Source organism: Maribacter sp., assembly GCF_049667165.1.
GTDB lineage: Bacteria > Bacteroidota > Bacteroidia > Flavobacteriales > Flavobacteriaceae > Maribacter_A.
Window position 1 is genome coordinate 1 of sequence record NZ_JBATHS010000388.1, and the last position, 24,384, is coordinate 24,384.

Annotated in this window: 30 protein-coding genes; 13 read left to right on the forward strand and 17 right to left on the reverse strand. The window is 40.4% G+C overall.

Annotated elements, in window-relative coordinates; genetic code table 11:
• The 13 genes from WBM98_RS17435 to WBM98_RS17495 form a co-directional block, all read left to right on the forward strand.
• A partial coding sequence (locus WBM98_RS17435; RefSeq protein ID WP_424367295.1) for a DUF2141 domain-containing protein occupies window positions 1-201 on the forward strand: 201 nt, incomplete at its 5' end.
• The gene (locus WBM98_RS17440; protein WP_424367296.1) at window positions 198-1,094 is read left to right on the forward strand and encodes a hypothetical protein; all 897 of its coding nucleotides are present in this window, start codon (window positions 198-200) and stop codon (window positions 1,092-1,094) included. The genes WBM98_RS17435 and WBM98_RS17440, both read left to right, overlap by 4 nt.
• A gap of 17 nt (window positions 1,095-1,111) precedes the next feature.
• Window positions 1,112-1,504 (forward strand): group III truncated hemoglobin, encoded by a 393-nt coding sequence (locus tag WBM98_RS17445; RefSeq protein WP_424367297.1) that lies wholly within the window; start codon window positions 1,112-1,114, stop codon window positions 1,502-1,504.
• Window positions 1,505-1,635: 131 nt separating this feature from the next.
• Window positions 1,636-2,070 carry an RrF2 family transcriptional regulator gene (locus WBM98_RS17450; protein WP_424367298.1) on the forward strand — a complete coding sequence of 145 codons (435 nt, stop codon included), beginning with the start codon at window positions 1,636-1,638 and terminating at the stop codon, window positions 2,068-2,070.
• A 70-nt stretch (window positions 2,071-2,140) separates the two neighbouring features.
• A complete protein-coding gene (gene ric / locus WBM98_RS17455) occupies window positions 2,141-2,872 on the forward strand; it encodes an iron-sulfur cluster repair di-iron protein (protein ID WP_424367299.1) in 732 nt (243 codons plus the stop codon).
• A gap of 14 nt (window positions 2,873-2,886) precedes the next feature.
• Entirely contained in the window at window positions 2,887-3,348 is a 462-nt protein-coding gene (locus tag WBM98_RS17460; protein WP_424367300.1) for a hemerythrin domain-containing protein, read from the forward strand.
• Between the two features lie 10 nt (window positions 3,349-3,358).
• Entirely contained in the window at window positions 3,359-3,643 is a 285-nt protein-coding gene (locus WBM98_RS17465) for a hypothetical protein (protein WP_424367301.1), read from the forward strand.
• Window positions 3,644-3,764: 121 nt separating this feature from the next.
• Window positions 3,765-4,001 (forward strand): 2Fe-2S iron-sulfur cluster-binding protein, encoded by a 237-nt coding sequence (locus WBM98_RS17470; protein ID WP_424367302.1) that lies wholly within the window; start codon window positions 3,765-3,767, stop codon window positions 3,999-4,001.
• Between the two features lie 191 nt (window positions 4,002-4,192).
• Window positions 4,193-5,650 carry a hypothetical protein gene (locus WBM98_RS17475; RefSeq protein ID WP_424367303.1) on the forward strand — a complete coding sequence of 486 codons (1,458 nt, stop codon included), beginning with the start codon at window positions 4,193-4,195 and terminating at the stop codon, window positions 5,648-5,650.
• 184 nt (window positions 5,651-5,834) lie between these two features.
• Window positions 5,835-6,068, forward strand: coding sequence for a thioredoxin family protein (locus WBM98_RS17480; RefSeq protein WP_424367304.1), 234 nt, complete (start codon window positions 5,835-5,837; stop codon window positions 6,066-6,068).
• A gap of 4 nt (window positions 6,069-6,072) precedes the next feature.
• The gene (locus tag WBM98_RS17485; RefSeq protein WP_424367305.1) at window positions 6,073-6,336 is read left to right on the forward strand and encodes a DUF2024 family protein; all 264 of its coding nucleotides are present in this window, start codon (window positions 6,073-6,075) and stop codon (window positions 6,334-6,336) included.
• 53 nt (window positions 6,337-6,389) lie between these two features.
• Complete coding sequence (locus WBM98_RS17490; protein WP_424367306.1) at window positions 6,390-6,998, forward strand: MarR family winged helix-turn-helix transcriptional regulator; 609 nt, start codon at window positions 6,390-6,392, stop codon at window positions 6,996-6,998.
• A gap of 53 nt (window positions 6,999-7,051) precedes the next feature.
• Entirely contained in the window at window positions 7,052-7,771 is a 720-nt protein-coding gene (locus tag WBM98_RS17495; protein ID WP_424367307.1) for a type ISP restriction/modification enzyme, read from the forward strand.
• Window positions 7,772-7,867: 96 nt separating this feature from the next.
• On the opposite strand, the gene WBM98_RS17500 is transcribed toward WBM98_RS17495, so the two are convergent.
• The 17 genes from WBM98_RS17500 to nosZ form a co-directional block, all read right to left on the reverse strand.
• The gene (locus WBM98_RS17500) at window positions 7,868-8,737 is read right to left on the reverse strand and encodes a YitT family protein (protein ID WP_424367308.1); all 870 of its coding nucleotides are present in this window, start codon (window positions 8,735-8,737) and stop codon (window positions 7,868-7,870) included.
• 570 nt (window positions 8,738-9,307) lie between these two features.
• Window positions 9,308-10,165, reverse strand: a complete 858-nt coding sequence (locus WBM98_RS17505; protein ID WP_424367309.1) for a universal stress protein — start codon at window positions 10,163-10,165, stop codon at window positions 9,308-9,310.
• A gap of 22 nt (window positions 10,166-10,187) precedes the next feature.
• Complete coding sequence (locus WBM98_RS17510; protein ID WP_424367310.1) at window positions 10,188-10,577, reverse strand: hypothetical protein; 390 nt, start codon at window positions 10,575-10,577, stop codon at window positions 10,188-10,190.
• Entirely contained in the window at window positions 10,574-10,993 is a 420-nt protein-coding gene (locus WBM98_RS17515) for a GreA/GreB family elongation factor (RefSeq protein ID WP_424367311.1), read from the reverse strand. Before WBM98_RS17515 ends, WBM98_RS17510 begins: the two co-directional genes overlap by 4 nt.
• Before the next feature lie 119 nt (window positions 10,994-11,112).
• On the reverse strand, window positions 11,113-12,405 hold the full coding sequence (locus WBM98_RS17520; protein WP_424367312.1) for a Glu/Leu/Phe/Val family dehydrogenase: 1,293 nt from the start codon (window positions 12,403-12,405) through the stop codon (window positions 11,113-11,115).
• Between the two features lie 233 nt (window positions 12,406-12,638).
• A complete protein-coding gene (locus WBM98_RS17525; RefSeq protein WP_424367313.1) occupies window positions 12,639-13,280 on the reverse strand; it encodes a hypothetical protein in 642 nt (213 codons plus the stop codon).
• Window positions 13,281-13,440: 160 nt separating this feature from the next.
• A complete protein-coding gene (locus WBM98_RS17530) occupies window positions 13,441-13,803 on the reverse strand; it encodes a hypothetical protein (RefSeq protein ID WP_424367314.1) in 363 nt (120 codons plus the stop codon).
• A 36-nt stretch (window positions 13,804-13,839) separates the two neighbouring features.
• On the reverse strand, window positions 13,840-14,283 hold the full coding sequence (locus tag WBM98_RS17535) for a GreA/GreB family elongation factor (RefSeq protein WP_424367315.1): 444 nt from the start codon (window positions 14,281-14,283) through the stop codon (window positions 13,840-13,842).
• A gap of 277 nt (window positions 14,284-14,560) precedes the next feature.
• A complete protein-coding gene (locus tag WBM98_RS17540; protein WP_424367316.1) occupies window positions 14,561-15,889 on the reverse strand; it encodes a sigma-54-dependent transcriptional regulator in 1,329 nt (442 codons plus the stop codon).
• Between the two features lie 2 nt (window positions 15,890-15,891).
• On the reverse strand, window positions 15,892-16,980 hold the full coding sequence (locus WBM98_RS17545) for a sensor histidine kinase (RefSeq protein WP_424367317.1): 1,089 nt from the start codon (window positions 16,978-16,980) through the stop codon (window positions 15,892-15,894).
• A gap of 56 nt (window positions 16,981-17,036) precedes the next feature.
• Entirely contained in the window at window positions 17,037-18,224 is a 1,188-nt protein-coding gene (locus WBM98_RS17550; RefSeq protein WP_424367318.1) for a hypothetical protein, read from the reverse strand.
• 35 nt (window positions 18,225-18,259) lie between these two features.
• Window positions 18,260-19,042, reverse strand: a complete 783-nt coding sequence (locus WBM98_RS17555; protein WP_424367319.1) for an ABC transporter permease — start codon at window positions 19,040-19,042, stop codon at window positions 18,260-18,262.
• Complete coding sequence (locus WBM98_RS17560) at window positions 19,035-19,745, reverse strand: ABC transporter ATP-binding protein (protein WP_424367320.1); 711 nt, start codon at window positions 19,743-19,745, stop codon at window positions 19,035-19,037. The genes WBM98_RS17555 and WBM98_RS17560 overlap by 8 nt, the downstream gene beginning before the upstream one ends.
• Window positions 19,729-20,976: a nitrous oxide reductase family maturation protein NosD gene (locus WBM98_RS17565; RefSeq protein ID WP_424367321.1), complete on the reverse strand. Its 1,248-nt coding sequence runs from the start codon at window positions 20,974-20,976 to the stop codon at window positions 19,729-19,731. Before WBM98_RS17565 ends, WBM98_RS17560 begins: the two co-directional genes overlap by 17 nt.
• A 200-nt stretch (window positions 20,977-21,176) precedes the next feature.
• Entirely contained in the window at window positions 21,177-21,614 is a 438-nt protein-coding gene (locus WBM98_RS17570) for a nitrous oxide reductase accessory protein NosL (protein WP_424367322.1), read from the reverse strand.
• Between the two features lie 38 nt (window positions 21,615-21,652).
• Complete coding sequence (locus tag WBM98_RS17575) at window positions 21,653-22,261, reverse strand: hypothetical protein (protein WP_424367323.1); 609 nt, start codon at window positions 22,259-22,261, stop codon at window positions 21,653-21,655.
• A 135-nt stretch (window positions 22,262-22,396) separates the two neighbouring features.
• Window positions 22,397-24,355, reverse strand: a complete 1,959-nt coding sequence (gene nosZ / locus WBM98_RS17580) for a Sec-dependent nitrous-oxide reductase (protein WP_424367324.1) — start codon at window positions 24,353-24,355, stop codon at window positions 22,397-22,399.
• Window positions 24,356-24,384 lie beyond the last annotated feature (29 nt).

Consider the following 24,384-nt stretch of genomic DNA (forward strand, 5'->3'; position numbering starts at 1 on the left):
CCCAAAGGTAGATATGCCATCAACGTACTGCACGATGAAAACGAAGATGGAAAAATAGACAAGGGATTAATCCTCCCGACCGAAGGTATCGGTTTTTCTAACTATACCAACATCGGGTTGTCGAACCGTCCCAATTTCTCCAAGGCGAGTTTCGAACTGCACTCAGATTCCAGGGTATCCGTAAAAATGATCTACAAATGAAAAGGTATGGTTACATACTGATCATAATTCACTTTTTAACGCAGGTGGTACATGCGCAAATAAACGATTCCCTACCCAATCTTGACCTTGCGAAAATAGCGCAGGTCAATCAGAGTGACAGCTATATCACTTTTCCTACGGATATTGGTAATCTGGAACCCTTGATGTTCGAGGCCAACGTAAATCCCAGTTTTGTGATCCGTGAACGTAAGGATTCCCGTTTAATGGGTGTGCTCACTGCGCAGATCACAATCCGTATGTTCAATGAAGCTTCATATCCCGTAAAGACCCCGAGCTATATCCCGCAGATTTCGGTCTATTATCTAGCGAGCAAAAGAAATGCGGCAGACAACTTTACCCTGTACGGAAGAATGGCCCACCATTCCAATGGGCAGGACGGCGGTTTTTATGATATAGACGGGAATATCAACCTGCAGACTGGAAACTTTGCCACTAATTTTATTGAACTGGGATTGATAAAATCCGGATTCAGTAAAACATTGAATGCACAAAAGTTTTTCAAAAGCTCGTTCGAGATACACCCCAAAAGTTGGATGCTGGACGAACTGCATGGCAAGTATAGTGGCTTTCGTTGGCATAATTCCTTTTTTGCTTACAAACTCCCCGTGAAAATGGGACATCGTGGTTCGGTAAAGGCCGATTTCTCCCTAAAGGCCGAGACAACTTGGTTTTTGGATAACATCAACGACTGGGACACCTTTTATATCAAGCGGTTCAATGCCAGTCTAACGTTTTATTACCATCCCAAGTTTTTGGAAGACATCGGGTTTTTTGTACGGTATTACCATGGAACGGATTACTACAACATCTATTTTCAGCACCGATTGGATATCATTCGAATTGGCATAATGACGGAACTATTGCGATTTTAATCTTAAATTGGTATGATATGCAAACAAAAACAGATATTAAAAATAGGGAAGATGTTTCTTTACTGATAAATACCTTCTATAAAAAAATAAGGAAAGATGAAGTGCTCGGCCCTATTTTCAATAGTATCATAGAAGATTGGGATGCCCATTTAATTTTATTGACAGATTTTTGGGAAACCCAATTGTTCTTAAAACGCAAATATTACGGCAATCCTATGACAGCACATCAAGAAGTCGATGATAAGATGAACCATACGATTACATCGGAACATTTTGGATTATGGCTAAACCTTTGGTTTGCGACCATCGACGAATTATTTGAAGGAGAAACGGCCTGGGTTGCCAAGAACAGGGCCCAGAAGATGAGTACCATGTTGTTTATGCATATGTATCAACATCGCACTAAATGAGTGATTGACAGGCACAGAATGAACTAGTACAAATTGTCTTGACCTACATCATTCAAATTTAAAATTTAACTCGGATAATTTTGTCCGATATAAAAATACCATTATCTTTGTTCCGTTAATTAAGCTAAAGAATGTTTTCAAAAGCATGTGAATACGGTATAAGGGCTTCCATCTATATTGCTTTACAATCCCTCGAGGGCAAGCGGACCAGCTTAAAGGACATTGCCAGGGAAACAGGTTCCCCGGTGGCATTCACTGCAAAGATTCTACAGCAATTGTCTAAGAGTGATATTATTGATTCGGTGCAGGGAGCAGCAGGTGGATTCGAAATTGTAAAAAATAAAATAAACCATATAAAACTAAGTGAAATCGTTTATGCCATTGATGGGGATAATGTATATATGGGATGCGGACTTGGGTTGGAGAAATGCAATGCCAATAAGCCCTGTCCGGTACACGACAAATTCGTTGCGGTTCGGGAGGGGCTTAGGAATATGCTTGAAAACACCACCCTATACGAAATGACTTCGGGATTAGAGGTGGGCTTAACTTATCTAAAACGATAAAAAAATTTGAAACTAAACAGGACCTTTTTGTCCTATTTTATTTTAGAAACATTAAATTATTTAATTTATCATGGAAAATACTCTTAAAACAAACATTGGTGAAATAGTGGCCGAAGATTACCGTACGGCTCAAGTATTCAAAAATCATAAAATTGATTTTTGTTGTAGGGGCAACCGAAGCATTCAGGAAGTGGCCGATAAAAATAAGTTGGATGCTGAACTACTTTTAAAGGAAATTCGGAACGTGCAAAACCAAAGCAATGGCGACAACATCGATTTTAAATCATGGCCATTAGATCTTCTTGCCGATTATATTGAGAAAAAACATCATCGGTATGTAGAGGAACGAATTCCTGTTTTAACCCAATACCTAAACAAACTCTGCCAGGTTCATGGAGAACGGCACCCCGAACTATTCGATATTACAGAACATTTCAATGCATCAGCAGGTGAACTGGCCATGCATATGAAGAAGGAAGAACTAATCGTATTCCCAGCCGTTCGTAAAATGGTACAAGCAAAACAAAACGGAAGCAAGATGGAGCCCCTTCATTTTGGCACCATTCAAAACCCGATCCATGTCATGATGCAAGAACATGATAACGAAGGGGAACGGTTTAGACTAATAGAGGCCTTGAGCCATGGGTACACTCCCCCAGCGGATGCGTGTTCAACTTATACTGTAACCTATGCATTGCTAAAGGAATTTGAAGAAGATCTACACAATCATATTCACTTGGAAAACAACATTCTTTTTCCGAAAGCAGCGAAATTGGAAAAACAGTTGGCAGATCCCAGCTAATACACCTGTCAGGAATGAAGACCCCTCCCATCAAAAGAGACAAGGCATTGATACAAGTGAGTCGTGATCACCATCACGGCTTACTTCTGTGCTGGAAAATACGGACCGGATTTACCAAAGGTGTAGCAATTGAAAGAATAAAACGATATATAGATTGGTTTTTTAAAACACATTTGGTGCCCCATTTCGAATTAGAGGAAAAATACATTTTCCCCATCCTGGGCGACAAAGATGAACTTGTAAAAAGAGCTCTTACCGAGCATCGTAGGTTGATCCGTTTATTTACAGAGACCACTTCGATTTCAAATTCGTTGGGTTTGATCGAGGAAGAACTGGAACAACACATTCGCTTTGAAGAACGCGTACTATTCAAGGAAATACAAAAAGTCGCTTCTAAAGAACAATTGAAAACCATTTCGGAATTACACGCCGAGACTAACGTTCAAGATAATACGGAGGATGAATTCTGGAAATAAAACGAACCCTATGAAACTCTATAATGAACTTTTGGAAGAATTCAAGAAGGGACAAATGGGCTATGCAGCTATCGCCATCATAGGGCAAAGTTGTATCGGCTCGGTGGCAGCGATGATGATCCTTATGAGCGATTTATCCAAAGTACCGCTGTTAGTGCTGCTTTTTTTTGTGACTATTCTTTGTATGGCCTTTAATGGGGCCATACTGGCCCAATTGAAACCAAAGACCACATTTAACCTACTCGTCCTAAGTGTGTTGTTCAGTGGTGCTGTAATCTCCATTTTTCTACTATGATGTTCTTTACGTAACCCCCTTTGAACCGGTGTCGACTCCAAAAATATACAACCTTACTTATTTCAATGAATTTGGGGATGAATGTCGGGCCGACTTCAAAAACAATGAATACCATAGCCTTATGGAGCTTCTTTTTGACAAATATGTTGAAGATTGGGGCGATTGTAAAGGTAGGGCCTGGTGTGGCACCTGCCATATCGAGATTTTGGAAGGTAATATTGACCTACAAATGGATGATGACGAAAGACATACGCTTTCAAAAATCCATGGGAGGACTTCCAAAAGTCGGTTGGCTTGCCAAATCCCAATCAATGAAGAATTGAACAACATCGTTTTCAAGATGAAACCCAGTAGTTAGTATTTAACTTTTACGTAACTTTCCTATATTATAATTGTCAGGATAATGTTCCCATGTTTTCCTATTTTGGGCTTTGACAAACCCTCCGATACAACCAACCAAACGGAAACATTCGATTATCACAAGGCCTTTGTCAGAACCTAAATATCGGAGGGGAACATAGGATGTAAATCTGTAACACGAAGAATATTTTGATACGAAGCAAAATAGAGATACACGATAAATTTTCGGTCATCATAGATGTCACTTATGATCGGATTTCTAAAAGTAAAAAATCAAAATATACCACACTTACGTATCTTTTTCTTCCCGATAGTTTAAATATCAATGGTAAAACATACCCCGCTACTAAGTTTTATAATGATGTAAGGCTTTTTTTAAAATACGACACGCCAAATTATACGTTGGGTGAAATAAGTAGAGGGGAGCGGTTATTACTAAAGAACCTAACAAAGAATACTGAAATATTCATTAAAAATAGAACGAATCAGAACTTTCCCCTTTTTAAGAACCAGGTAAAAATGTTTGCGGCAACCCTAAGTAGTTTGCTTAGGGATGAAACTGATACGTTGATCAAAAGAAAAAAAATATCCAATGATGAAATCATTGATTTTATAGAAAAAATAAACCTGATTGTTTCAGAATTCAGGGCCATTGTGGGGATGCTAAAAGAGTCATCATTAAAGGACACACATATGAATGTTGTATTCTATGCTGATGAACATATAAGCAATGAAATTGAGCTACAACTCATGAAACTGTTCAATAATATTAAAAACAGAAAGATCGAAACGAATTCCCTCGAAATGATTGTGGGCCTAATTGAATCTGAGCAGAAATATAAAAAGCAGAAGAATTACGTTTCACCCAAAGATAAAAATGTAAATCCTGAGGACCTCCTCTATAAAAGAAACAGGTTAAAGAAATACATTGAAAGCGTTTTCTTTTTATATCAGGATATACGAAAAGATGGGGCGATGTTCGAACAGACGGTATTGGCATTTGCCGCAGGGTTGGCCATGGTTTTCTCAACTGCTGTTGCTTTTTATTATCAACAAGTCTATGGCAATTTCACACTGCCTTTTTTTATTGCCTTGGTCGTTGGCTATATGCTCAAAGACCGGATAAAAGGTTCGGTAAGTCAACTATTCGTGAGTAAATCAAATAGTTTCTTTTATGATTATAAAATAAAGGTCACCAATGCGCTAGATAATAAGATCGGCCTAATAAAGGAAAAGTTTTCCTTTGTACCGCTAAAAATACTAGGCCCAAAAGTAAAGAAACACCGTCAAAAAGATATGGTCATCGGAATTTCCGAAAGATCTTTGAATGAGCAAATAATAGAGTATAAAAAGAAAGTCACGATTTACCCGAAAAAATTTGGCAGTGACCTGTCAGACGAAAATATTCTCGGTTTAACCGATATTACGCGCCTGAATTTCCATCGATTCATACAGTATATGGATGACCCAAAAAAGGACTATATTTTAGTGAAAAAGGGCGAGGTGTATATGAAAGCGGCCAATAAGGTCTATAATATCAATATTATTCAAAAGTATTATACAGAAGATGGAATCGAGTTTAGTCGTTACCGCGTGATTATGAATAGGAACGGTATTAAACGAATTGAAAAGGTGGTTTTAGATTAAAGAACCCCCTTCATTATTCATCTAGTATTCAACCTGTTATCTATAAGTTTAATCTCCTTTGTAAGTCCAACCCTTTATACCCAAAATGACCTTTTTTAAAATGAATATATAGATTCATTTGTTTTTGTTAGGATTCCTTACTATATTAGTATTGCACTATTGCGAAAACTTAAAACAAAGCAAAATGAAAAAATCGATTTTTTATCACGCAGGATGTCCAGTATGCGTAAGTGCAGAACATGACATCGTTACTTTGGTCGGTTCTGAAAATGTGGAAGTAGTGAACATCGGGGAAGACCGATCGCGGATTTCCGAGGCAGAAAAGGCAGGGGTAAAATCCGTTCCCGCCTTGGTGACACCAAACGGCAATGCATTGCATATTAATTTCGGTGCGTCCATGGCCGATGTAAAAGGATAATTTAATGAAAGTTTCAGTTTGGGACACTTATGTGCACAGGAAAGACGGGCGCAGCATGCACTTCGATATTCTCGTGCCGAGCGATTTAAAAGAACCGAAGACCGTGTTCGGTTTCGGCAATGCGTATTTGATAGCCAAATCCGTCGAAAATCATTCGTTGACCACAAAAGAATGTCGCTTTTGCCATATAGAGCATGCATCCGAAGAAATAGTGGAAGCAATAGCCAAACACGGCTTTGCTATTATCGAGATGGAAAACTGTGACTAAATTAATTAGGATGACTAACTTTACCTGTCGGACAAATACCGGCAGGTTTTTTTATGACAGAAAAAAGTATTTTCAATCCAGAACAACAACAAAAGGATATTTCCTCTAAAATCGTTGCAGGTTTAGAACGTATTTCGGAAGTATTCAAGACCTTACTTTGGGATAAGGCAAAGTTGGTAGGGCTAAGCCCCATCCAGATCCAACTACTGATATTCATCGCTTTTCACAAACCGGAGCTGTGTAACGTCAGTCATTTGGCCAAAGAATTCAATATTACCAAACCGACGGTTAGTGATGCCATCAAGATTTTGGATAAAAAAGGGATGATCATCAAGGATTATTCTGCTACCGACAATCGCAGTTACAGCATACATTTATCCCAATTAGGCCAAGAGATCTTATCGAAGACCAATGATTTTGCCAACCCCTTAAAAAACGAAATCGATGGCCTGGGCCAATCTGAATTGGATGATGTATTCAAAACCTTGGGAGAACTGATCTATAAACTCAACCGTAACGGAATTCTAACCGTACAGCGAACGTGCTACGGCTGCACCTTCTATCAAAAAAACAAAAATGTGGATTTCTGTAACCTGCTGGATCAAGAGTTATTGGTCAAGGATATCCGATTGGATTGCCCGGAGTTTGAGATAAGACAATAAATGAATAGCCTTTACTTAGAATTTTTTCAATAACAATCTATAAGTAGTCTGACATGAATTTGGGGAATTATTTGGATGAATTAAACAAATGGTACGGTAGTATTCATGTCGATAACCATAGTGAGCCTGTCCCAATGCTAAAACAAATAGAGCAACATTTAGGGCTGACTTTTGTTGCAGAACCTTTCGACCCCACTCAGGGTTCGTGCAGTAATGTCTGTATGATCAACAGTCCGGAAATCCGTGATGAATACAGGGAAACTTTTGCCCCCATTGATCTTTTAAACTATATCTATGCCGTTCTGTATTCGCCGAGTTATCGGGAAAAGCACAAAGAGTTCCTGAAAATCGATTTTCAGAAGGTGCCTTTTCCACGCAATACCACCACCTTTTGGCAACTGGTACGCTTAGGCGGACAACTCAGGCAGCTCCATTTGTTGGAGAGTCCGAAGGTCGAGGAATATATTACGGGCTACTCCGAGGATGGCAGCAACGAAATAACGACCAAAATCGGAATAAAAGACTGGGAACTTTTCGACGTACAAAACCAAGTAGGTAGAGTTTGGATCAACGATACCCAATTCTTTGACAAGATACCGTTAACGACTTGGGAGCTTTATATGGGTGGTCACCAGCCTGCCCAGAAATGGCTCAAGGACCGCAGGGGCCGCACCCTTGATTTTGAGGATATACTCCATTACCAAAAAATCATCGTTGCCCTTGCCGAAACACATCTGTTGATGCAGGAAATCGATACCATTAGGATCGAATAGCGCAACATAAACGATACGTATTTGTACAATAACCCATGTTTTATGTTGGCACTCCGGTAGCTATTATATGGATCTAGCCTGATTATTGAATGCAACTCAATGTAGCGGTCGTTTTTTGATCATACCTCCTTTGGCATCTTTCAAAGGATATTGCACAATAAATGCCTTATCATCTATTTTTCCGATTTCAAACAAAAGTTTTGGGACTTCCAATCGGGTGATAGCACAAAAAAGAATTTTTTTATCCATGGCATCGGTTCCCCGTTTGCCAAATCCTTCATCGGATCTAAAGACCGTAATTCCCCGTTGCAAATCATAACTGATCTTATGTTTGATCTCTATGTATTTGTCCGAAATGATCATCACGCCAATATATTCCTCAATACCGTTCAATATGAAATCTACAGTCTTAGAGGCTGTGATATACGTGAGCATCGAATACATTGCCGTCTCTATATTGATCAGCAAGGCTGCAAAGGCAAACAAAATTACGTTGAATACCGATATAAAGTCACCCACTGATAAGCTTGATTTTCTGCTCACCGTGATGGCCAAGACCTCGGTGCCATCTATTACACCCCCACCCCTAATCGACAAACCGATACCTGCCCCAAGAAAGAAGCCACCGAAAACAGCTATCAATAATTTATCGGCTGTAATGGTGGGCAACACAATAAAGTGCACCAATACTGCAAGTGCCAAAATGGCCAATGCACTTTTTATTGCAAATTGTAAGGAAACTTGGTGTATCCCCAATAGAATAAACGGGAGGTTAACCAGCACGATGAGTACAGAAAGGTCAATACCCGTAAGTATCTGTGCAAGCAACGCAATACCCATAGCGCCACCATCAAGAAAACCATTGGGCAACAAAAAACCCTTAAGTCCTATGCTGGCCATTATCACACCTGCTGAAAGGAAAAATATATCCTTAATAATCCTTTTAGTATCCTGTTTTCCAGTCATAGGCAGTACTTTTTGTTGTTATATCCTGATCGTTTGAAATAGTAAAAACATAATCCTATAATCGACCATACCAACATAAGTCAATGTCCTGTTTCTTTTTCACCAAACAGGCCTTCAGGTCTTCTCAACATATCAATGCAAATCTAATACTTTCATTGAATCACAACGTTATTTAAAGTTGCATAACATAATCCCATACGATTTAAATTGAAAATGCTTAGTTATTGATTGGGCAATGCTTTTAAACTAGTGGGGAGTTCAAAAATCGCTAGTTCAAAATAGGGTAATGCGGCTAATATATGGTCGAAAATGTCTACCATACTATATTCATAATTTTCCGATCGTTTGTCCGAACTAAAGACATGGATTTCCAAAGGCATACCATCAAGGTCATATCTTTGTTGACAGCAGGATGATTTTCGAGATACGTACCCGCATATTTTCAGAACACCCCGAAATTTGTTAAGTTCATGCCGTTTATGGCCAATGTTTTGTCGATTTCGTTCTCCTTAATGTAAGTATTTATCTTCCCGCTTCTAGTATTGAGATACGGTTCAATATGTAGTATTTTTACCCATGTAAGGCCAATACGGGAACATCTTCAAAGTATCCTAATTTTCCCAAGGTCGATTTACTTATGCCCCACTTTTCTAAAAAGGAAGGTTTTTTAGCGATGTAACTAATCATATTGCTATGTTTTATTTCAACAAAACAATTTAGGGCAGTCGCCATTTCCACATTGTGCAGCACATTAAAACTGTGGTCTATACCTTTCAGATATTTTCGGAGCATTAGTTTGTTGTTCTTCTGTTGCAAGGTAAACGAACCATTATCCACCAAACTCAAGACCTGTATGCTGGCCCCACTGATCTTGGCTATTTCAATCAGGGATTCTATCTCTGAAATCTTCAAATCGGTATTAAAGTTGGTGGTCAAAACGATTTCTTCCGGCCGGTCAAGTACCACGTTCTTGGGAACCACGAGTACAGGACATGCCCTGATATTCTTAATAACCTCCAACGTGTTCTTACCATAACGACCTTCGTAATTATTAGATATTCCTTTAGCTCCCATAACAACCATATCAATCTGCAATTCTTCAACTATGTTCTTAACGGCATCTATAAAATGTTCGGAACGTGAAAGCACATGAAATCGATGCTGTAGGTTATAGGGGGAATTTTCATGCTCCAACATAAGTCGTTCCATAATATCTCCCAACCGTTCTTTGGAACGTTTTTCCGACATGGTGTTAAACGCTTCATCTGGGTCTAAGAGCGCAAAGCTATCCAATCCGTAAACTTCCTTGGCATACGCGTTCATTATATAGAATTCACATTCGCAATTCTTAAATAACCTTATCGCGTATTGAATGGCATTCCATGAATTCCATGAAAAATCTGTCAGTAATACTAGTTTCTTTCCCATAATGGTTGTTTATGTATACCTATTATCTTTTGGCATGGAACAGTATTTTTGAAAGCACTTTGGACTTCAATATCCTGTAATTCCTTAGGTACTCCAGATATAGATGGCGGTGTTTTTCATGATTATTCAGATAATAAGCATCACAAGCCATAGTATCACATTCCCTTGTTTTTCGCATCGCCGTTTCATATCGGTACAATGCGCTTAATTTTAGAGTATTCTCCCGACGCATGGCATGTAGCTGAGAATACAGGTTGGAGTCGTTTAACATCCTATCTTCAATCTCCAACAGATAGCCCAATTCCGTGTTTATAAATTCAAGGCTTTCGGTCCAGCTTGCTATTTCAAGGCTGTCCTTTTTAAACATAATTAGACTATCTGGTTCGTGTTCGTAAAAAAGTCGTGTCTTCATAATACTAGGTCTACATTTAGACGTTTGTTCTGCTGCTCTACGCTTTCTATGGTCAATTTTTGTTCTCCACTAGGAAACTCCCATACCAAAAAATCACCCTCGGCATACCCCATTACGGCTGCACCCATAGGGGTCAACAACGAAATTTTATCTTTCTTGACATCGCTTTCCTTAGGTAGTACCAACTGAAATTTCTTATGCCATCCTTTTTGGGAAACGATAGTTACTACCGAATTCAGACGAACCACATCGTCGGGCATATCGCTATCGTCACATATTCTGGCGGATTCCATTTCCTTCGATAGTTTCCTGACGGATTTCCGCAAGGTATCATCATGATGGTATCCCGATAGGTTCAACGCACGCTTTAGAATGACATATTCCTTTTTCTCTATGATCAAACTTCCGTGTTTCATCTGTTCATTATTATAGTTTATTATAGATCAGACCAGCTTGCCGGCTGGCAGGTGTAATTCGCCAATAACAACACCTTAGGCATTAAGAATTGGACTGGCTCATTTCATTATCTTAATTTTTAAGGAAAAATTCCCCGTTGTATATAAGCCTCCTCCAACCGTTCGATGGCAATGATGAAAGCAGCCGTACGCATATCGACATTTCTGTTTTTGGCAGTTTCCATAACTTTGGAAAACGATTCTTTCAGTTTTTTCTCCAGTTTGGCCATGACCTCATCCAATTGCCAGATTTCGCCATTGCGGTTCTGTAGCCATTCGAAATAACTACCGATAACACCACCGGAATTGCAAAGGATATCGGGAATGATTTCAATGCCTTTTTTTAATAGGATTTTCTCCGCCTCAACATCGGTAGGCCCATTGGCCCCTTCTGCGATCAGATAGGCTTTTATCTTTTTTGCGTTTTCTGCGGTAATCTGATTACCCAACGCAGCTGGGACGATGATATCGCAGTCCAAACTGAAAAATTCCAAACTTTCTATGGGTCGGGCATCGGCAAAACCACGGATACTCCTGTTATTCGCATCGGAATAGGCCAGAAGAGCTTCCGCCGAAATTCCGTTTTCATTGAGAATGGTTCCCGAGGCATCCTGTACTGCGGTCAAAATTGCACCTTCTTTTTCCAAGAAATGGGAAGTCCAGTACCCCACATTTCCAAAGCCTTGTACGATGAACTTTTTATCCTTTAGTTGAACATTCTTTCGTTCCGCCCAAAACTTGATGGTCAGAAATACCCCATAGCCCGTGGCCCGATCTCGTCCTTCCGAACCGCCTGCGCCAATAGGTTTGCCGGTAACCACGTGCATGTTCGTGGAGCGCTCGGCAGGTGGTTTAGTGGACATATAGGTGTCCAATATCCACGCCATGGTCTGGGCGTTTGTGTTCACGTCGGGAGCGGGAATATCGAGTTCTGGCCCTATGTTATCACCCAAGGCGTATGTAAATCGACGGGTTATCCTTTCCAGTTCGGTATCGGAGTATTTTTTTGGATCCAACTGTATTCCCCCTTTTGCTCCACCGTAGGGCAAGCCTGCCAACGAAGTTTTCCAGGTCATCCACATGGCCAATGCCCTTGCGGCATCGATATCGACAGTCTCGTGATAGCGTAGCCCTCCTTTATAGGGACCCAATGCATTGTTATGTTGAACGCGGTAGCCCGTAAAGACCTCGACTTCGCCATTATCCATACGGACCGGAAAATGCACCACAAGTTCATTATTGGTAACTTCCAGGATTTTTCGGATGTTGCGATTGAGGTCGATAATATCGGCCGCATTCTCGAACTGGCGCATGACGTTGTCCAACATGCCCTGTTTCAATGTCTTTTTCTTTATTGGTGTTTTTGTTACCATCGGTTTTAATTTAATACAAGTTCTTTATCGTTCTCTTGACCGCTACCACTGTTTAGTTCAATCGGTTCTGTGAGCAGGGGCGGGTATTCTTTATCAAATTTGTGCACGTATTCGCTACAAGAGCTGATGTTGGTTTTGTCAGTAGTCAGTGCACAGTTGGGCAGGTATCTGCACGTGGAGCATATACTCCTCAAATATTCTTTCATCGGATCATTTTTTGTTCGTTTTAAGTTCTACCTAGTAAATTCGTTTTCTTGAACCATGTGCATTGTTTTCACGGGCATGAAAATCAGGAAAAGCATGGCAATTCCGATGACAATCATAAAAGCAACTTCGAGTTTGGAAAGCATGATGTTCATGCCCAGCGACTTTTGTGAGCGTTGGGTTAGTTGTGCGCTCTCGGAAAGCTGTATTTCGGCCAGTCCATCTAAGTTTTGAGTGATTTCGTGAAGTATTTTATGGGCTAGAATCCCAAAATCAGATTCTGATACCGTTGTGGGATTGGCAATTTTATTCTCCAGGTCTTCCAATTGTGCAAATTGCCGGGTCATTTGATCGAGTAGATTTGATTCTTTCGGAGTGAGTTTTGTCATTCCAAAATCAACCAATAGCTGATTTATTTTTTGGTTTTCCGAGGCATCCAGTTCAAAGACACCATTCTGAACGAACCGTAGTTCCTTTCGGTGTGCGATTTTGCTCAACTGATAGATAAAATCCTGCACTACTACGCGATCTTCATGGACCGAGTTGACCGTATTTTGGATTGTCGAGAAATGCTTTTGGTCTAACCTGTTGGAACCCAACACCAATAGAAATGCCATGGCCAATATCAAACCTACTTGTATTCGTTGTGCTGTCGTGAGTTTTGCAAACATGGTTTCTATCTTTTAGATGTTATAAATTTGTTTTATGAGGTCGGTTTACAGGATTTGATAACCCACCTGGTTTTGTCTTTTATTCGAGCAAAACAAACTCTTATAAACCAGGCGGGTCCCATCAACCCTGCCCGCGGCAGGCAGGCAGGCAACCAAATATTTACAGCGCCTCCAATTCTCCGGAGGCCAAGGCCTCTTTAAAATCTACCGATACTACGGTGTGGCTTCCGAAGAAGCGGTTACCATCCGTGCGCTTGATTTTAACTTGGGTCGTACCGTCTTTTTTTTCTTTTATGGACGTAACAACCACTTTTTGCCCCTCCGCTCGCTTATAATTGGCGATACCACCTCTTTTTATTATGAAGTTCGCTCTGGGAAAATTGATGTGTTCGTACATGTTCGCCTCAGGTTTACCGATTTCAAAAATATCACCGACTTCCACGTCGGTCGCTTCTTGGTTTACGGAGCTCTGTGCGTTTAACATACTTACTGAAAATAAAAGGGCAATTGCATACTTGATCATATCTGTATATTTAGGGTTAATGAATTTCTATATGGCTTAGGTGACATCTTTTTTTATCGCCTCTTCTGGGATTCTTAATTTCACCCGCTTTCTGTCTTGGGCCACTTTTTCGATTCTCAACAGCATCATATGCCCTGGGAGACCGTAGTTCAAGGTGTCGCCTTCAGAAAGCCCTATGACCGATGCGCCCAATGTACTTATGACTGAGATTTTACCGTTTTTAATACGCTCCTCGTAGGGCGGCACTAACCGAAAGGTTTCAAGCCAGCCCGATTTGCTGGACACGGTAATGGTTGAGTATATCTGAACAATGTCTTTGGGCAATTTGGCCGTATCGACTATAAGCGCGTTAGACATGTTTTCCGTTAGTAGGTCCAACGTATTCTTGTGCGCATAATCGGCATACATCTCGTTCATTTCTTGAAAATACTTGATCATCACAAAATTTTCTTTGCCGAATACTAAACTACCGTATTGCATGGATTCTTACTTTATTGTTCTATCCTTGTGGCACAATGCTCTATTTGACCGCTCACGTTTATCGAATGCTACCCATGCACTTGGTATGGATTTGAGTATCAATACCATTTTCCTCATTTTGATTTATGCCACTTAAGGCAAATGGTATGCCCCTAAAATGCTAGCGCATGCCAAAAACCATAACCGACTGAAAATCAGTTATAAAAATTCAGGATTTATTGGGATAGGATTTTGCTTAGCGGGGAGTAATTCCTCGATTGGGGAGATTTTACCCAGTTTAGGATTTCAATTTGTCCCGTAAGGTTTTACGGTCGATTTGAAGTATTTCGGCCGCTTTTGTCTTGTTGCCTTGGGCATGGAGGAGTACTTTTTGAACATATTCTTTTTCCATTTCCCGAAGGGGTAAAAAACCAGTATCGGGAAAGTCTATTTGAAATTTTAGGAAGTCGGGAAGGTCTTTCACACCGATTACTCCATCGGACATAATGACCACCCGTTGTATGATATTTTCTAGTTCCCGGATATTTCCTGGCCAATGATACCGTTCCAGAACTAGTAAAGCTTCCGGTGAGATACGAAGTAGGCGGTCTTTATATTCAACACCATATTTTCGCAAGAACTTTTCGACCAATAAAGAAACATCGGACTTACGCTCCCGTAACGGCGGCACATTGATTTCAACAACGGTCAGGCGATAATAAAGATCTTCACGAAAATCCTTGTTTTTGATGTCATCCAACAAATCCGAATTCGTTGCCGCAATTATTCTAATATCCACTTTTTCGATCTTTCGCGAACCTACCCTTGTGATTTCCTTCTCCTGCAAGGCGCGTAACAATTTGGTCTGTACGGCTAGGGATGCCGAACCGATTTCATCTAAAAACAAGGTACCGCCTTCGGCAGCCTGAAAGAATCCATTACGGTTTTCATTTGCGCCGGTAAAGGCTCCTTTGGTATAACCAAAAAGTTCGGCCTCTTGCAAGTTTTCGGGAATCGCACCGCAGTTGACGGCAATAAACGGTGCTCGGGAAAATTTACCCGAATAATGGATGGCCCTTGCTACCAGTTCCTTTCCCGTACCACTTTCACCTTGGATCAATACCGTGGCCCTGTTGTTCTTTACCCTATCGATGATGTCCGTAATTTTTTGAAAAGCTTCAGAATCACCGATCATGTCGGCATAGCCATTGTTCTTACCCTTGTCTATTGAAGGTTGCCGTTTTTCTAGTTTTGCACCACTTTCAATAGACTTTTGTACGGCCTGTTTCAACTCGTCCTTGGTAAAGGGTTTGGTCAAATAGTCGGTCGCCCCAGACTTGATGACCTCCAATGCACCATCCACGGAAGGGTAGCCCGTAATGACCAGCTTAGGCATTTCAGGGTAATGTTCATCGGCATACTTTAACAACTGCAACCCGTCTACCTCCGGCATCTGAATGTCGGTTATCAATAAATCGATAAACGTATCCTTTAGGATAAAAAGCGCCTCCTTAACTGAAACGGCCTTAAAGGCATGATAGTCCATCGATTTTAGGTGCCGTTGTAAAAGCTCCAGAATATCGATGTCATCGTCTACGATAAGAATGTTCTCTTTGTGCAATGCCATACCTACAATTTAGGAAAATCAACGGTAAATATAGCGCCTTTGGGCGTATTTGGTTGATGTGAAATAGACCCTTTATGACTGCTGATAATACCATGAACGACACTAAGCCCTAAACCGGAACCTTCACCAATGGGTTTGGTCGTAAAAAAAGGTTCAAAAATCTTATCTTCGATCTCAGGAGCAATTCCCTTGCCCTGGTCCGAAATCTGGATTCGGATTTTCTTTTCTTTTGCGGTTACGTTTACATCTATCGTGCTACCAGTAGGAGAATAGTAAGCTGCATTCATGATCAGGTTGAACAAGACCTGTGTCAATTGTACGGTATCGGCCCGAAGTTTAATAGCATCGTTACTGAACGATTTGGTTAGGTTTATATTTTTTTCACGAAGGGATGGGCCAAGCAATTTTAATACATTTTCTATGGCAGGCTTCAATTCGACAGTTTTCATTTCCTGTGGCATTTCACAGGCGAAGAACATTAATTTTTTTACGATTTCACGACTGAAAATCGCATTGTCCATTATCTTTTTTAAATCGCGAACATTTTCTTCTTTGGATACTTTTTCTTTCAACAATTCGGCAAATCCGAGGATATTGGCCAACGGGGTATTCAGTTCGTGGGCGATACCCGCTGTGATTTCTCCAAGAATGTGCAAACGGTCTGTACGTTCCATTTGTCTTCTAGCGGCCGCTTCGCTATCTCGAATTTGTTTTCTTTCCAATAGGTTCCCGACGGCCAGACTAACATTATCAAGTAAGATCTTTTCTTCGTCCAAAAAATCGGAAACAGCATATTTTTCAGAAGGGTAGCCAACGATAATTTGTCCATCGACTTTATTGAAAACCTTTATGTCGGACTTGATGTCTACCATATCAGGACGAAAGTCCTCAGTCTTCACTTTGTAATCGCCGACTGATAGAAGAACTTCTGTTACATCCTCAAATTGCCAAGCTTTCTTCAGACTATATACAATCGCTTCAAGTGAGGTCTCTAATTGGTCGTAGTCCGAATTTACGATGATGGAAGTAACCTCGTAGAGACAGGTAAGTTCTTTGATTCGTTCTTTTAATTTAGCCTCGATCGAAATCATTCGTGCTAGAATTTTTAATTATTTTCGGTTTTCAAAAAAACATTTTTTACAATAACCTAGCCCCTTTGTCGTCTAAACATGGTGACCAAACTTATCAATATCAGAAAACTCCCAAGAGCCAAGCCCTCGAAATATCCCTTAAAAATACCGAAATGTAACCAAGCCGCAATGCCCTTATAAAAAATCAGTCCTTCTGTGAAAACAAATCCTATAACATACAACCTCAGCGATGTTTTAGGGATTTTCAGTAATCCAAAAAAATCAAGGAACAAGAACAGACCCAAGGTGACCACACCTAAAAAGGTCAAGTGCAAATACCCTATGGCAAAATCTAAAATCGTTGAAGCCAAATTGGCAAAATAGGGTACACTTGACACTATTTGTAATCCCATTTTCAAGAACAGTAACGAGGCTCCTATTTTTAGTATTTTCAGTTGAAATCCAGTAAACCCGGAATCATTTAGGTGATCCTTTATGAATCTGATCAGTACAATCAAGGCCAATAGTTGCAACAGCGCCCCAATACCTCCCAAAAGATAGAATATCGCGGAAGGCCGTAACCATAGGGTAGATAGCGAATAAGTCAATATAATGCCTCCATTCATACTTAAAAAGAAGCGTTGGAACATCCTTTTCGGCGTAGCTATCCCTTGCCTCTCAAATACGTATAACAATAAGCCCAGAAGCGCTAAAATCATCCACCCATTATATTGAAAATGCAGGTAGAAATAAATGGCCAACCGATACCAGATCGATTCGGCGCCCAGTGTTTTCATAACCGCCCCCAATACCCAGGGACCCAAACTTGAAATAACCATATACCACAATGCTGCATTGATACATTGGTAGGAACCACTTTTCTTAATCTCGGGCCGAGCATACTTTCTGAAAAACCAAAAAAACCAATAGGAAGCAAAGAGGAAAAGCGTGGAAAAAATGATGGAGAACAAGGCATACCCCTGAAAAGGAAATGTCACCAACATGCCCATCAAGGTTATTTGGGTAAACCAGAATATGCGACGATATTTTAAAACAAGATCCTTATGGGCCAAAAACAATGTATAAAGCAATGTAGTCAATGCCATATAGACCCAACCCAATAAGGCAATATGGGAATGTCCGTGCACTATGAACTTATAGTTGATAGGAATTTCAAAGGAATAAAAAGACCGTAATAGTACCCCAAGAAAAGCGGCCACTATAAAGTACCCCAAGGCAATATGTATATGGTTTTTTAGCTTCATTCCATGCAAAAGCAAATTATTGAAGTGCGATTCGTCTAAAAATCCTTTCTTTTGGACATATAGGCCAATCGCCAAATGGGGAGTATCGTCCATAGTACCAGCATCCCAATCGAGATGAACAATCCCAGCTTGGTCCCGAAATAGGATTTGAAAACGGCACCGGTATAGCCCAATAATGCCGATATATCCAATTTAAGCAAAATCAATGTTCTGGACAGGTCAATCGGGTTCAAGGTTATGGCCACCAATGAAAAATTATCCAAGGGGTACTCTTCAAACAATATCAATGACAATAGGAACAAGCCATCGTATATGACTGCGAGAAACAACCACAATAAAACCGCATAGCCAAAACCTTTGATCCTATTTTCATTGGATAAGGCGATAATAAAGGCCAAGACCGTGAAAATCAGGGTTAAGAATGCCCCAGTAATCAAGAGTAATGAGAAATCCCAAATGGCCTCGCTACGAAAAAGGCCGTACAGCACAAACGGAATCCCAAGGCCTAAGATCAAACTCAGGGTCAAAGATCCTGCCACTCCCAAATATTGGCCCAGGAATATGGAGGTGCGTTTTAAAGGCTGCGCCAGAAGCAACTCTGTAAATTCCCTGGAATTGTAAAAATACATGACCCCGAAAATCGTACTGATCAAGGGTACCAATACTATAATCACATTCATCAGGGTAATTACCGCTTTTGAAAGGTCGTTGTTCAAGAAGAGCAGTACAAAACCCAATGCCAAGTAAAACAGGAAGTACACATAACTCCATCGACTTCGCATCAAATCATAAAAACTGTATTTGAGTATCTTAAGCATCTGTTGTATGGGTAGCTATCGCCGCAATGGCGTGTTCAAAATCATTTTGTTCGGTCTTGGCCAATAATTCCTTAATCGTACCTTTAAAGTAGATATTCCCTTCCAAAAGGTATACGATCACATCGGCCATCTCTTCAACAAATTGCATGATATGGGTTGTAATCAATATCGTTTTACCTTTTTTCTTTTCCTTCAAGAGCAGTTCCTTTAATTTAATCAACGAGGCAGGATCCAAACCTGTGGTCGGTTCGTCAAGAATGATCAACGGACTATCGAACATGAAGGTCAATACGATATTGACTTTCTGCTTGGTACCCCCTGAAAGCGTTCCCAATTTTTTATCCAAAAATGGTTCTAGCGTAAATAGTCGGATCAATTCTTGCTCGTTACTAGGTTTTTGACGAAGATCTTTGATCATACGGATCAATTCCTTCACCTTTAGGTTGCCCGGAAAGTTCGCGATCTGAGGTAAATAATCGATTTCATGTCGGTATTTCCAATGGTTCTTGATGGATTTTCCGAATACCGAAATACTCCCTTTGTTGGGAACGACCATTCCCAAAATACTTTTGATCAGTGTTGTTTTTCCCGAACCATTGGGACCCAGCACGGCAAAAATACCTCCAGCCTTAATACTCAGATCAAGATGGGAAAGCACTTGGTTCTTTCCAAATTTCTTATGTAGGTTATCTACTTGTATCATTCTGTTTTTTCATTAACGGCATGGCATCCAAAAGATCATCCGGGGTGAATACGGGGGAGACCTTCTCGGAAAAATCAATGATATCCATAAAGAGACTTCGCAATAAAACGATGGTCTCTGGGGTTCGGTTCACGATGTACGAAAACAATTTAACCGGTCGGTAGGGCACATCCCCTATCCCATCTTTATCCAAATCGTATCCCGTATAATTGCTCCAATAATTATTTTCGAACTTATTGTCGTTCAATTTACTGTTATATGAAATGTCAAAGGAGTTATACAGGAAATTATTGTTGACAAAAGAATTGGTATAGCAGGCCCCTAATACTTTTACGGCCCATCCATTGTTCACGAAATTATTGTTTTTATAAACAATACGGTTTGAGCCCTCTATATTGATGCCAATGGTGTTTTCCTCAAAAGTATTGCCCACGATCTCGGCATCGTTAATTTCTTTCAATAACACCCCAAAGGCCGCGGCTCCCCAGTTTTTTCTGAAAGTATTCCCCACCATTTTAATACGCTTTGAAAACATGACCGCTACTCCTGCCCCATTGCGTTCAAAGGTATTATTGGTGTATACATCATCATTCGAGAACATAAAATGCAGCCCATATCTTAGATTATTGGTGCTCTCATTGTTATTGATGGTAATATGGTCTGAAAACTCCAAATAAATACCATCGCGAACGCCTTGTACGATATTTCGGTCTACCTCAATATTATTCGAATACCATAATTGAATTCCGTTGCCCGAATTATATTCGTCTACGGCATCGCCTATGATCTTGTTGTGATATACTTTGCCATGGCTCGATTTCTCTAAGTAAATCCCAAAGAACAACTTTTCCAATACGACATTCTGAATGAGGAAATTTTTACTTTGAACGACCCGAATAGCCGCATAATCCGTGGTATAACTGGTACCCACATTGATTAAAAAAAGTCCGTCCAACGTAACGTTGTCGGAAACAATACGTATAATCTCGCCTTGTTCTTCCCCATCGATTACCGGATAGTTTTGACCCAACAATGTCAAGGGTTTGTCGACAAGGATATTGAATTCCTTATAAATTCCTTTTTTAATTAGGAGGGTATCATGATCAGCGGCAAGGGCAATGCCTTCTTTTATGGATGTTACGCCACACGAAGCACAGACCTCAATGGTTTTGGCCCAAAGTGAAGTACCCACTAAAATGAATAAAATCGATACTAGCTGAATTCTACCCATTACCTAATGACCAATAAATTTGAATTTTCAATGGCAAAGACAAAGTGCTCCTTCGCTTTCAGAAAACTGAAATTCCGAACTGTGATATTTTTGTTTATCCGATACATTTCTATACGATGTCTTTAGTTACTAAAAAATGGTTAACAGAATTAAAAGGGCATAGCATGTCCCCATATTATTAACCATAAAAACGATTCCAATTATTGTACTTCGAATCTTGTGAGCAACCCGTCCCAAGTATATAAGTCCCCTTGGTTTTCGGCTTCCACCTGTTCAGCCTCATTTCTTGAACGAAAGGCCGAGAGGTATTCCCCCATAGGACTTGGGATGGCCTTACTTATTAAAAACGTTGCATCCTGGGCATCGATCAACTCACCAGGTGCGCGGTAATCATTTACCATAAATAGTCCGACGGTCGAAACATCGATATCCTTCAAATGGTTCATCATGCATTCTACCGCATCGAATTTAAAGACCTTGCCTTTTTTCGTCACTATTTCTGCTGCATGCTGCCGATCAACAATGGTCATCGAGCAAAAATGACAGCCGTCAGAGCCATAATCTATGGGTTTGGGACTGACATTACAGGAAACCAAAATCAAAAAAGCCAAGGTTGCAAATATGAATTTTTGTATCATTTATCTCAATTTTATTGGTGAATGAAGTTGACTGGATTTTATGCCTTCGAAGCTTTCTTACCAACAAAAAACGCAACGACGGTCAACATCATACCCACGAACATCATGTAAGCCCCTGTATGCGGAAGGGATGTCACATCAAAGTTCAACATTTTTTGATATCCGAACAGTGGTGGTTTGTACGTCATGGGCGTACCGTCGGGATTGACTACTTTTATTATAGCATGAGGATCTAAGTTAGAACCATAGTCCAGAAGCCAAGCATTAAAATCGTACATGCCCAAGACACCTAAAATACTCATGAGTATGAACCATCCCAAAAACCATTTATAGCTTATTTTCCCAAAAAAGCCCAATAGTCCGATCAAAAACCCTAATGCCACCATTCCACCAATTACATAGGGAAAAACTGAGAACTCCCACATTTCCTCTGGCTTTGGAATGACTTTCATGCCGATATAATGGTTGAGTCCGTCGATATTCTGAAGATCGAATTCAGATACGCCTTTAATTCCTGTAATATGTATGTTCATTCCCAACGGATCAGGATATTGGGGCGCACCTAACATAATATTCCATAGCGGGAATACGTACAATCCCAATAGCAATAAAGGGCCAATTATCATTAAAATACTTGCTTTTTTCATCACTTATACTTTTTGATGGTTTACGAATCAGGTTTGGCTTTTGAAAGGTTGCTGGAATTGTTGAAAAAAGCGGGCCGGTCATAGACACAGCCCGCTTTAATGAATTGAAATGAAATAAAATAATCCAGGTGAAAATTATTCACCTAAAGACCAAGAAAGGTCAATAGTCGAATTTGCAGGTGACACCCTAACATAACCCTGCATTTCTTGGTGTAAGGCCGAACAGAAGTCGGTACAATAGAACGGCCATACGCCAGGTTCTTTAGGCTCCCATACCGAAGTCTTGGTCTGTCCCGGCATTACCAATAGCTCAGAGGTATTCTGACCTATCATGGCAAATCCATGGGGTACATCGAAATCTTGCTCATGGTTCGTAATATGGAAATACACCTTATCACCTACCTTAACACCTTCTATATTGTCAGGTGTAAAGTGACTTCGGATGGTGGACATATACACATGCACTTCATTCCCCTTACGCTCAACGCGTGCATCACCAGTTGCGAGCGTAGCATACTCGTGTTTATTATCATCCAATCGATAGATTTTCTGTGATTTTGGAGCTATCAACTCGGCAGGGCAACCAGCGGCATAATGTGGTTCTCCATGGGTTGGAAAATCATAGATTAGCTCCATTTTATCTCCTGAGATATCATATAGCTGGGCAGAATGCTCCATTTCAGGACCTGTGGGCAGGTACCTATCTTTTGTGATCTTATTCATGGCCACGACATACTTCCCAAAAGGTTTTCTGGAGTTACCACCTGGAATCATTAAGTGACCCACGGAATAATAGGTAGGTTTTCTATCGATTACCTCCCAAGTACCTAATTTCCACATTACAACTTCCGAAGAAATAAAGAAGGTAGTATAGGCATTGCCCTCACCATCAAATTCAGTATGTAAGGGTCCGAGGCCTCCACTTTTCACGGTACCCGCAAGTACATCTTCGAAATTAAGGATTGGAATGCCATAGGCTTCCCCATCAAATTTTTTGCCTTCGATTGCGGCCAACATCTTATCAAATGAATGTACTGTTAAATCTGCAGATAATTTACCGTTACCTATAATGTACTGACCCGTTGGATCTACATCACAACCGTGAGGGGATTTTGGTGTTGGCAAGAAAAAGACCGCTCCGGGTACTTTGGTAGGATCTACGGTCAACACCTCTTTCTTCATTGTCGAAGTAGCTGTGTGGTTCTCATCACTATATACATTGTGTGCATAATTGGCTGGCATTTTAGTCCCTCCACCATTGTTAACGTATTCCTCTATTTTCTTCCAGTTGATCGCAGCGATAAAATCCTTATCATTCTGTGAGGCATTCACCTCCAGCAGTGAATTCGCCTCTTCGGTATTATACGTGGTAAAAAAGAACCATCCATGTGATTTTCCCCTACCAGGATGGGAAAGGTCGTAATTGAAACCTGGCATCAATACTTGAAATTTAAGATCCATTCCGCCATCCTCGGGATCTACACTTATAAAGGAAAGTGCCCCTTTAAAATTACCTTTGTATTCGTTGATAGGCATATCCCTTTGAGGTACTGGAACAGAAAAACGTGTTCCTGCAACCACATACTCCGTATTTTCGGTAATAAAAGAAGAACTATGATTACCGGCACTATTTGGAACTTCTATAATCTCAGTAGTCTCAAATGTTTTTAGGTCGATTCTAGCAATACGTGGCGTATTGTTTCCGTTGATGAAGATCCAACGCCCATCCAATTCTCCATTGGTTTGTGAAATATCAGGGTGGTGTGAATCATCCCAAGGTACAAAACCAAAAGACGTATTCAACATAGGTTTGGTTTCCTCGGAATAACCGTAACCATTGGTCGGGAATTGTGAAAACACCGGGATTTCCTTGAACATTCGCCCTGAAGGAAGTCCGTAAACTGTAAGGTTACCACTATAACCTCCTGAAAGGAAGGCGTAAAACTCATCTTGCTCCCCTGGCGCCACATATACCTTTTCGGCATTGTTAGAGGCAAGGGCCCCGTTTGAAGATTTCTTGCCTTGATCGCCGCAACTTAAGAAGACCAATGCCAGACCCAATAGGGTTAACATAGAATATTTGATTTTTTTCATTGTAATTATTTAATTGATTATTTGAGTTT

Coding starts and splice junctions, on each gene's coding strand:
- WBM98_RS17440 (WP_424367296.1), top strand. CDS start 198: ATGAAAAGGTATGGTTACATACTGATCATAATTCACTTTTTAACGCAG.
- WBM98_RS17520 (WP_424367312.1), bottom strand. CDS start 12,405: ATGGTAACAAAAACACCAATAAAGAAAAAGACATTGAAACAGGGCATG.
- WBM98_RS17450 (WP_424367298.1), top strand. CDS start 1,636: ATGTTTTCAAAAGCATGTGAATACGGTATAAGGGCTTCCATCTATATT.
- WBM98_RS17570 (WP_424367322.1), bottom strand. CDS start 21,614: ATGATACAAAAATTCATATTTGCAACCTTGGCTTTTTTGATTTTGGTT.
- nosZ (WP_424367324.1), bottom strand. CDS start 24,355: ATGAAAAAAATCAAATATTCTATGTTAACCCTATTGGGTCTGGCATTG.
- WBM98_RS17555 (WP_424367319.1), bottom strand. CDS start 19,042: ATGCTTAAGATACTCAAATACAGTTTTTATGATTTGATGCGAAGTCGA.
- WBM98_RS17510 (WP_424367310.1), bottom strand. CDS start 10,577: ATGAAGACACGACTTTTTTACGAACACGAACCAGATAGTCTAATTATG.
- WBM98_RS17480 (WP_424367304.1), top strand. CDS start 5,835: ATGAAAAAATCGATTTTTTATCACGCAGGATGTCCAGTATGCGTAAGT.
- WBM98_RS17495 (WP_424367307.1), top strand. CDS start 7,052: ATGAATTTGGGGAATTATTTGGATGAATTAAACAAATGGTACGGTAGT.
- WBM98_RS17465 (WP_424367301.1), top strand. CDS start 3,359: ATGAAACTCTATAATGAACTTTTGGAAGAATTCAAGAAGGGACAAATG.
- WBM98_RS17575 (WP_424367323.1), bottom strand. CDS start 22,261: ATGAAAAAAGCAAGTATTTTAATGATAATTGGCCCTTTATTGCTATTG.
- WBM98_RS17460 (WP_424367300.1), top strand. CDS start 2,887: ATGAAGACCCCTCCCATCAAAAGAGACAAGGCATTGATACAAGTGAGT.
- ric (WP_424367299.1), top strand. CDS start 2,141: ATGGAAAATACTCTTAAAACAAACATTGGTGAAATAGTGGCCGAAGAT.
- WBM98_RS17545 (WP_424367317.1), bottom strand. CDS start 16,980: ATGATTTCGATCGAGGCTAAATTAAAAGAACGAATCAAAGAACTTACC.
- WBM98_RS17565 (WP_424367321.1), bottom strand. CDS start 20,976: ATGGGTAGAATTCAGCTAGTATCGATTTTATTCATTTTAGTGGGTACT.
- WBM98_RS17515 (WP_424367311.1), bottom strand. CDS start 10,993: ATGAAACACGGAAGTTTGATCATAGAGAAAAAGGAATATGTCATTCTA.
- WBM98_RS17490 (WP_424367306.1), top strand. CDS start 6,390: ATGACAGAAAAAAGTATTTTCAATCCAGAACAACAACAAAAGGATATT.
- WBM98_RS17500 (WP_424367308.1), bottom strand. CDS start 8,737: ATGACTGGAAAACAGGATACTAAAAGGATTATTAAGGATATATTTTTC.
- WBM98_RS17505 (WP_424367309.1), bottom strand. CDS start 10,165: ATGGGAAAGAAACTAGTATTACTGACAGATTTTTCATGGAATTCATGG.
- WBM98_RS17560 (WP_424367320.1), bottom strand. CDS start 19,745: ATGATACAAGTAGATAACCTACATAAGAAATTTGGAAAGAACCAAGTG.
- WBM98_RS17530 (WP_424367314.1), bottom strand. CDS start 13,803: ATGATCAAGTATGCAATTGCCCTTTTATTTTCAGTAAGTATGTTAAAC.
- WBM98_RS17445 (WP_424367297.1), top strand. CDS start 1,112: ATGCAAACAAAAACAGATATTAAAAATAGGGAAGATGTTTCTTTACTG.
- WBM98_RS17525 (WP_424367313.1), bottom strand. CDS start 13,280: ATGTTTGCAAAACTCACGACAGCACAACGAATACAAGTAGGTTTGATA.
- WBM98_RS17470 (WP_424367302.1), top strand. CDS start 3,765: ATGGAGCTTCTTTTTGACAAATATGTTGAAGATTGGGGCGATTGTAAA.
- WBM98_RS17540 (WP_424367316.1), bottom strand. CDS start 15,889: ATGGCATTGCACAAAGAGAACATTCTTATCGTAGACGATGACATCGAT.
- WBM98_RS17550 (WP_424367318.1), bottom strand. CDS start 18,224: ATGAAGCTAAAAAACCATATACATATTGCCTTGGGGTACTTTATAGTG.
- WBM98_RS17485 (WP_424367305.1), top strand. CDS start 6,073: ATGAAAGTTTCAGTTTGGGACACTTATGTGCACAGGAAAGACGGGCGC.
- WBM98_RS17535 (WP_424367315.1), bottom strand. CDS start 14,283: ATGCAATACGGTAGTTTAGTATTCGGCAAAGAAAATTTTGTGATGATC.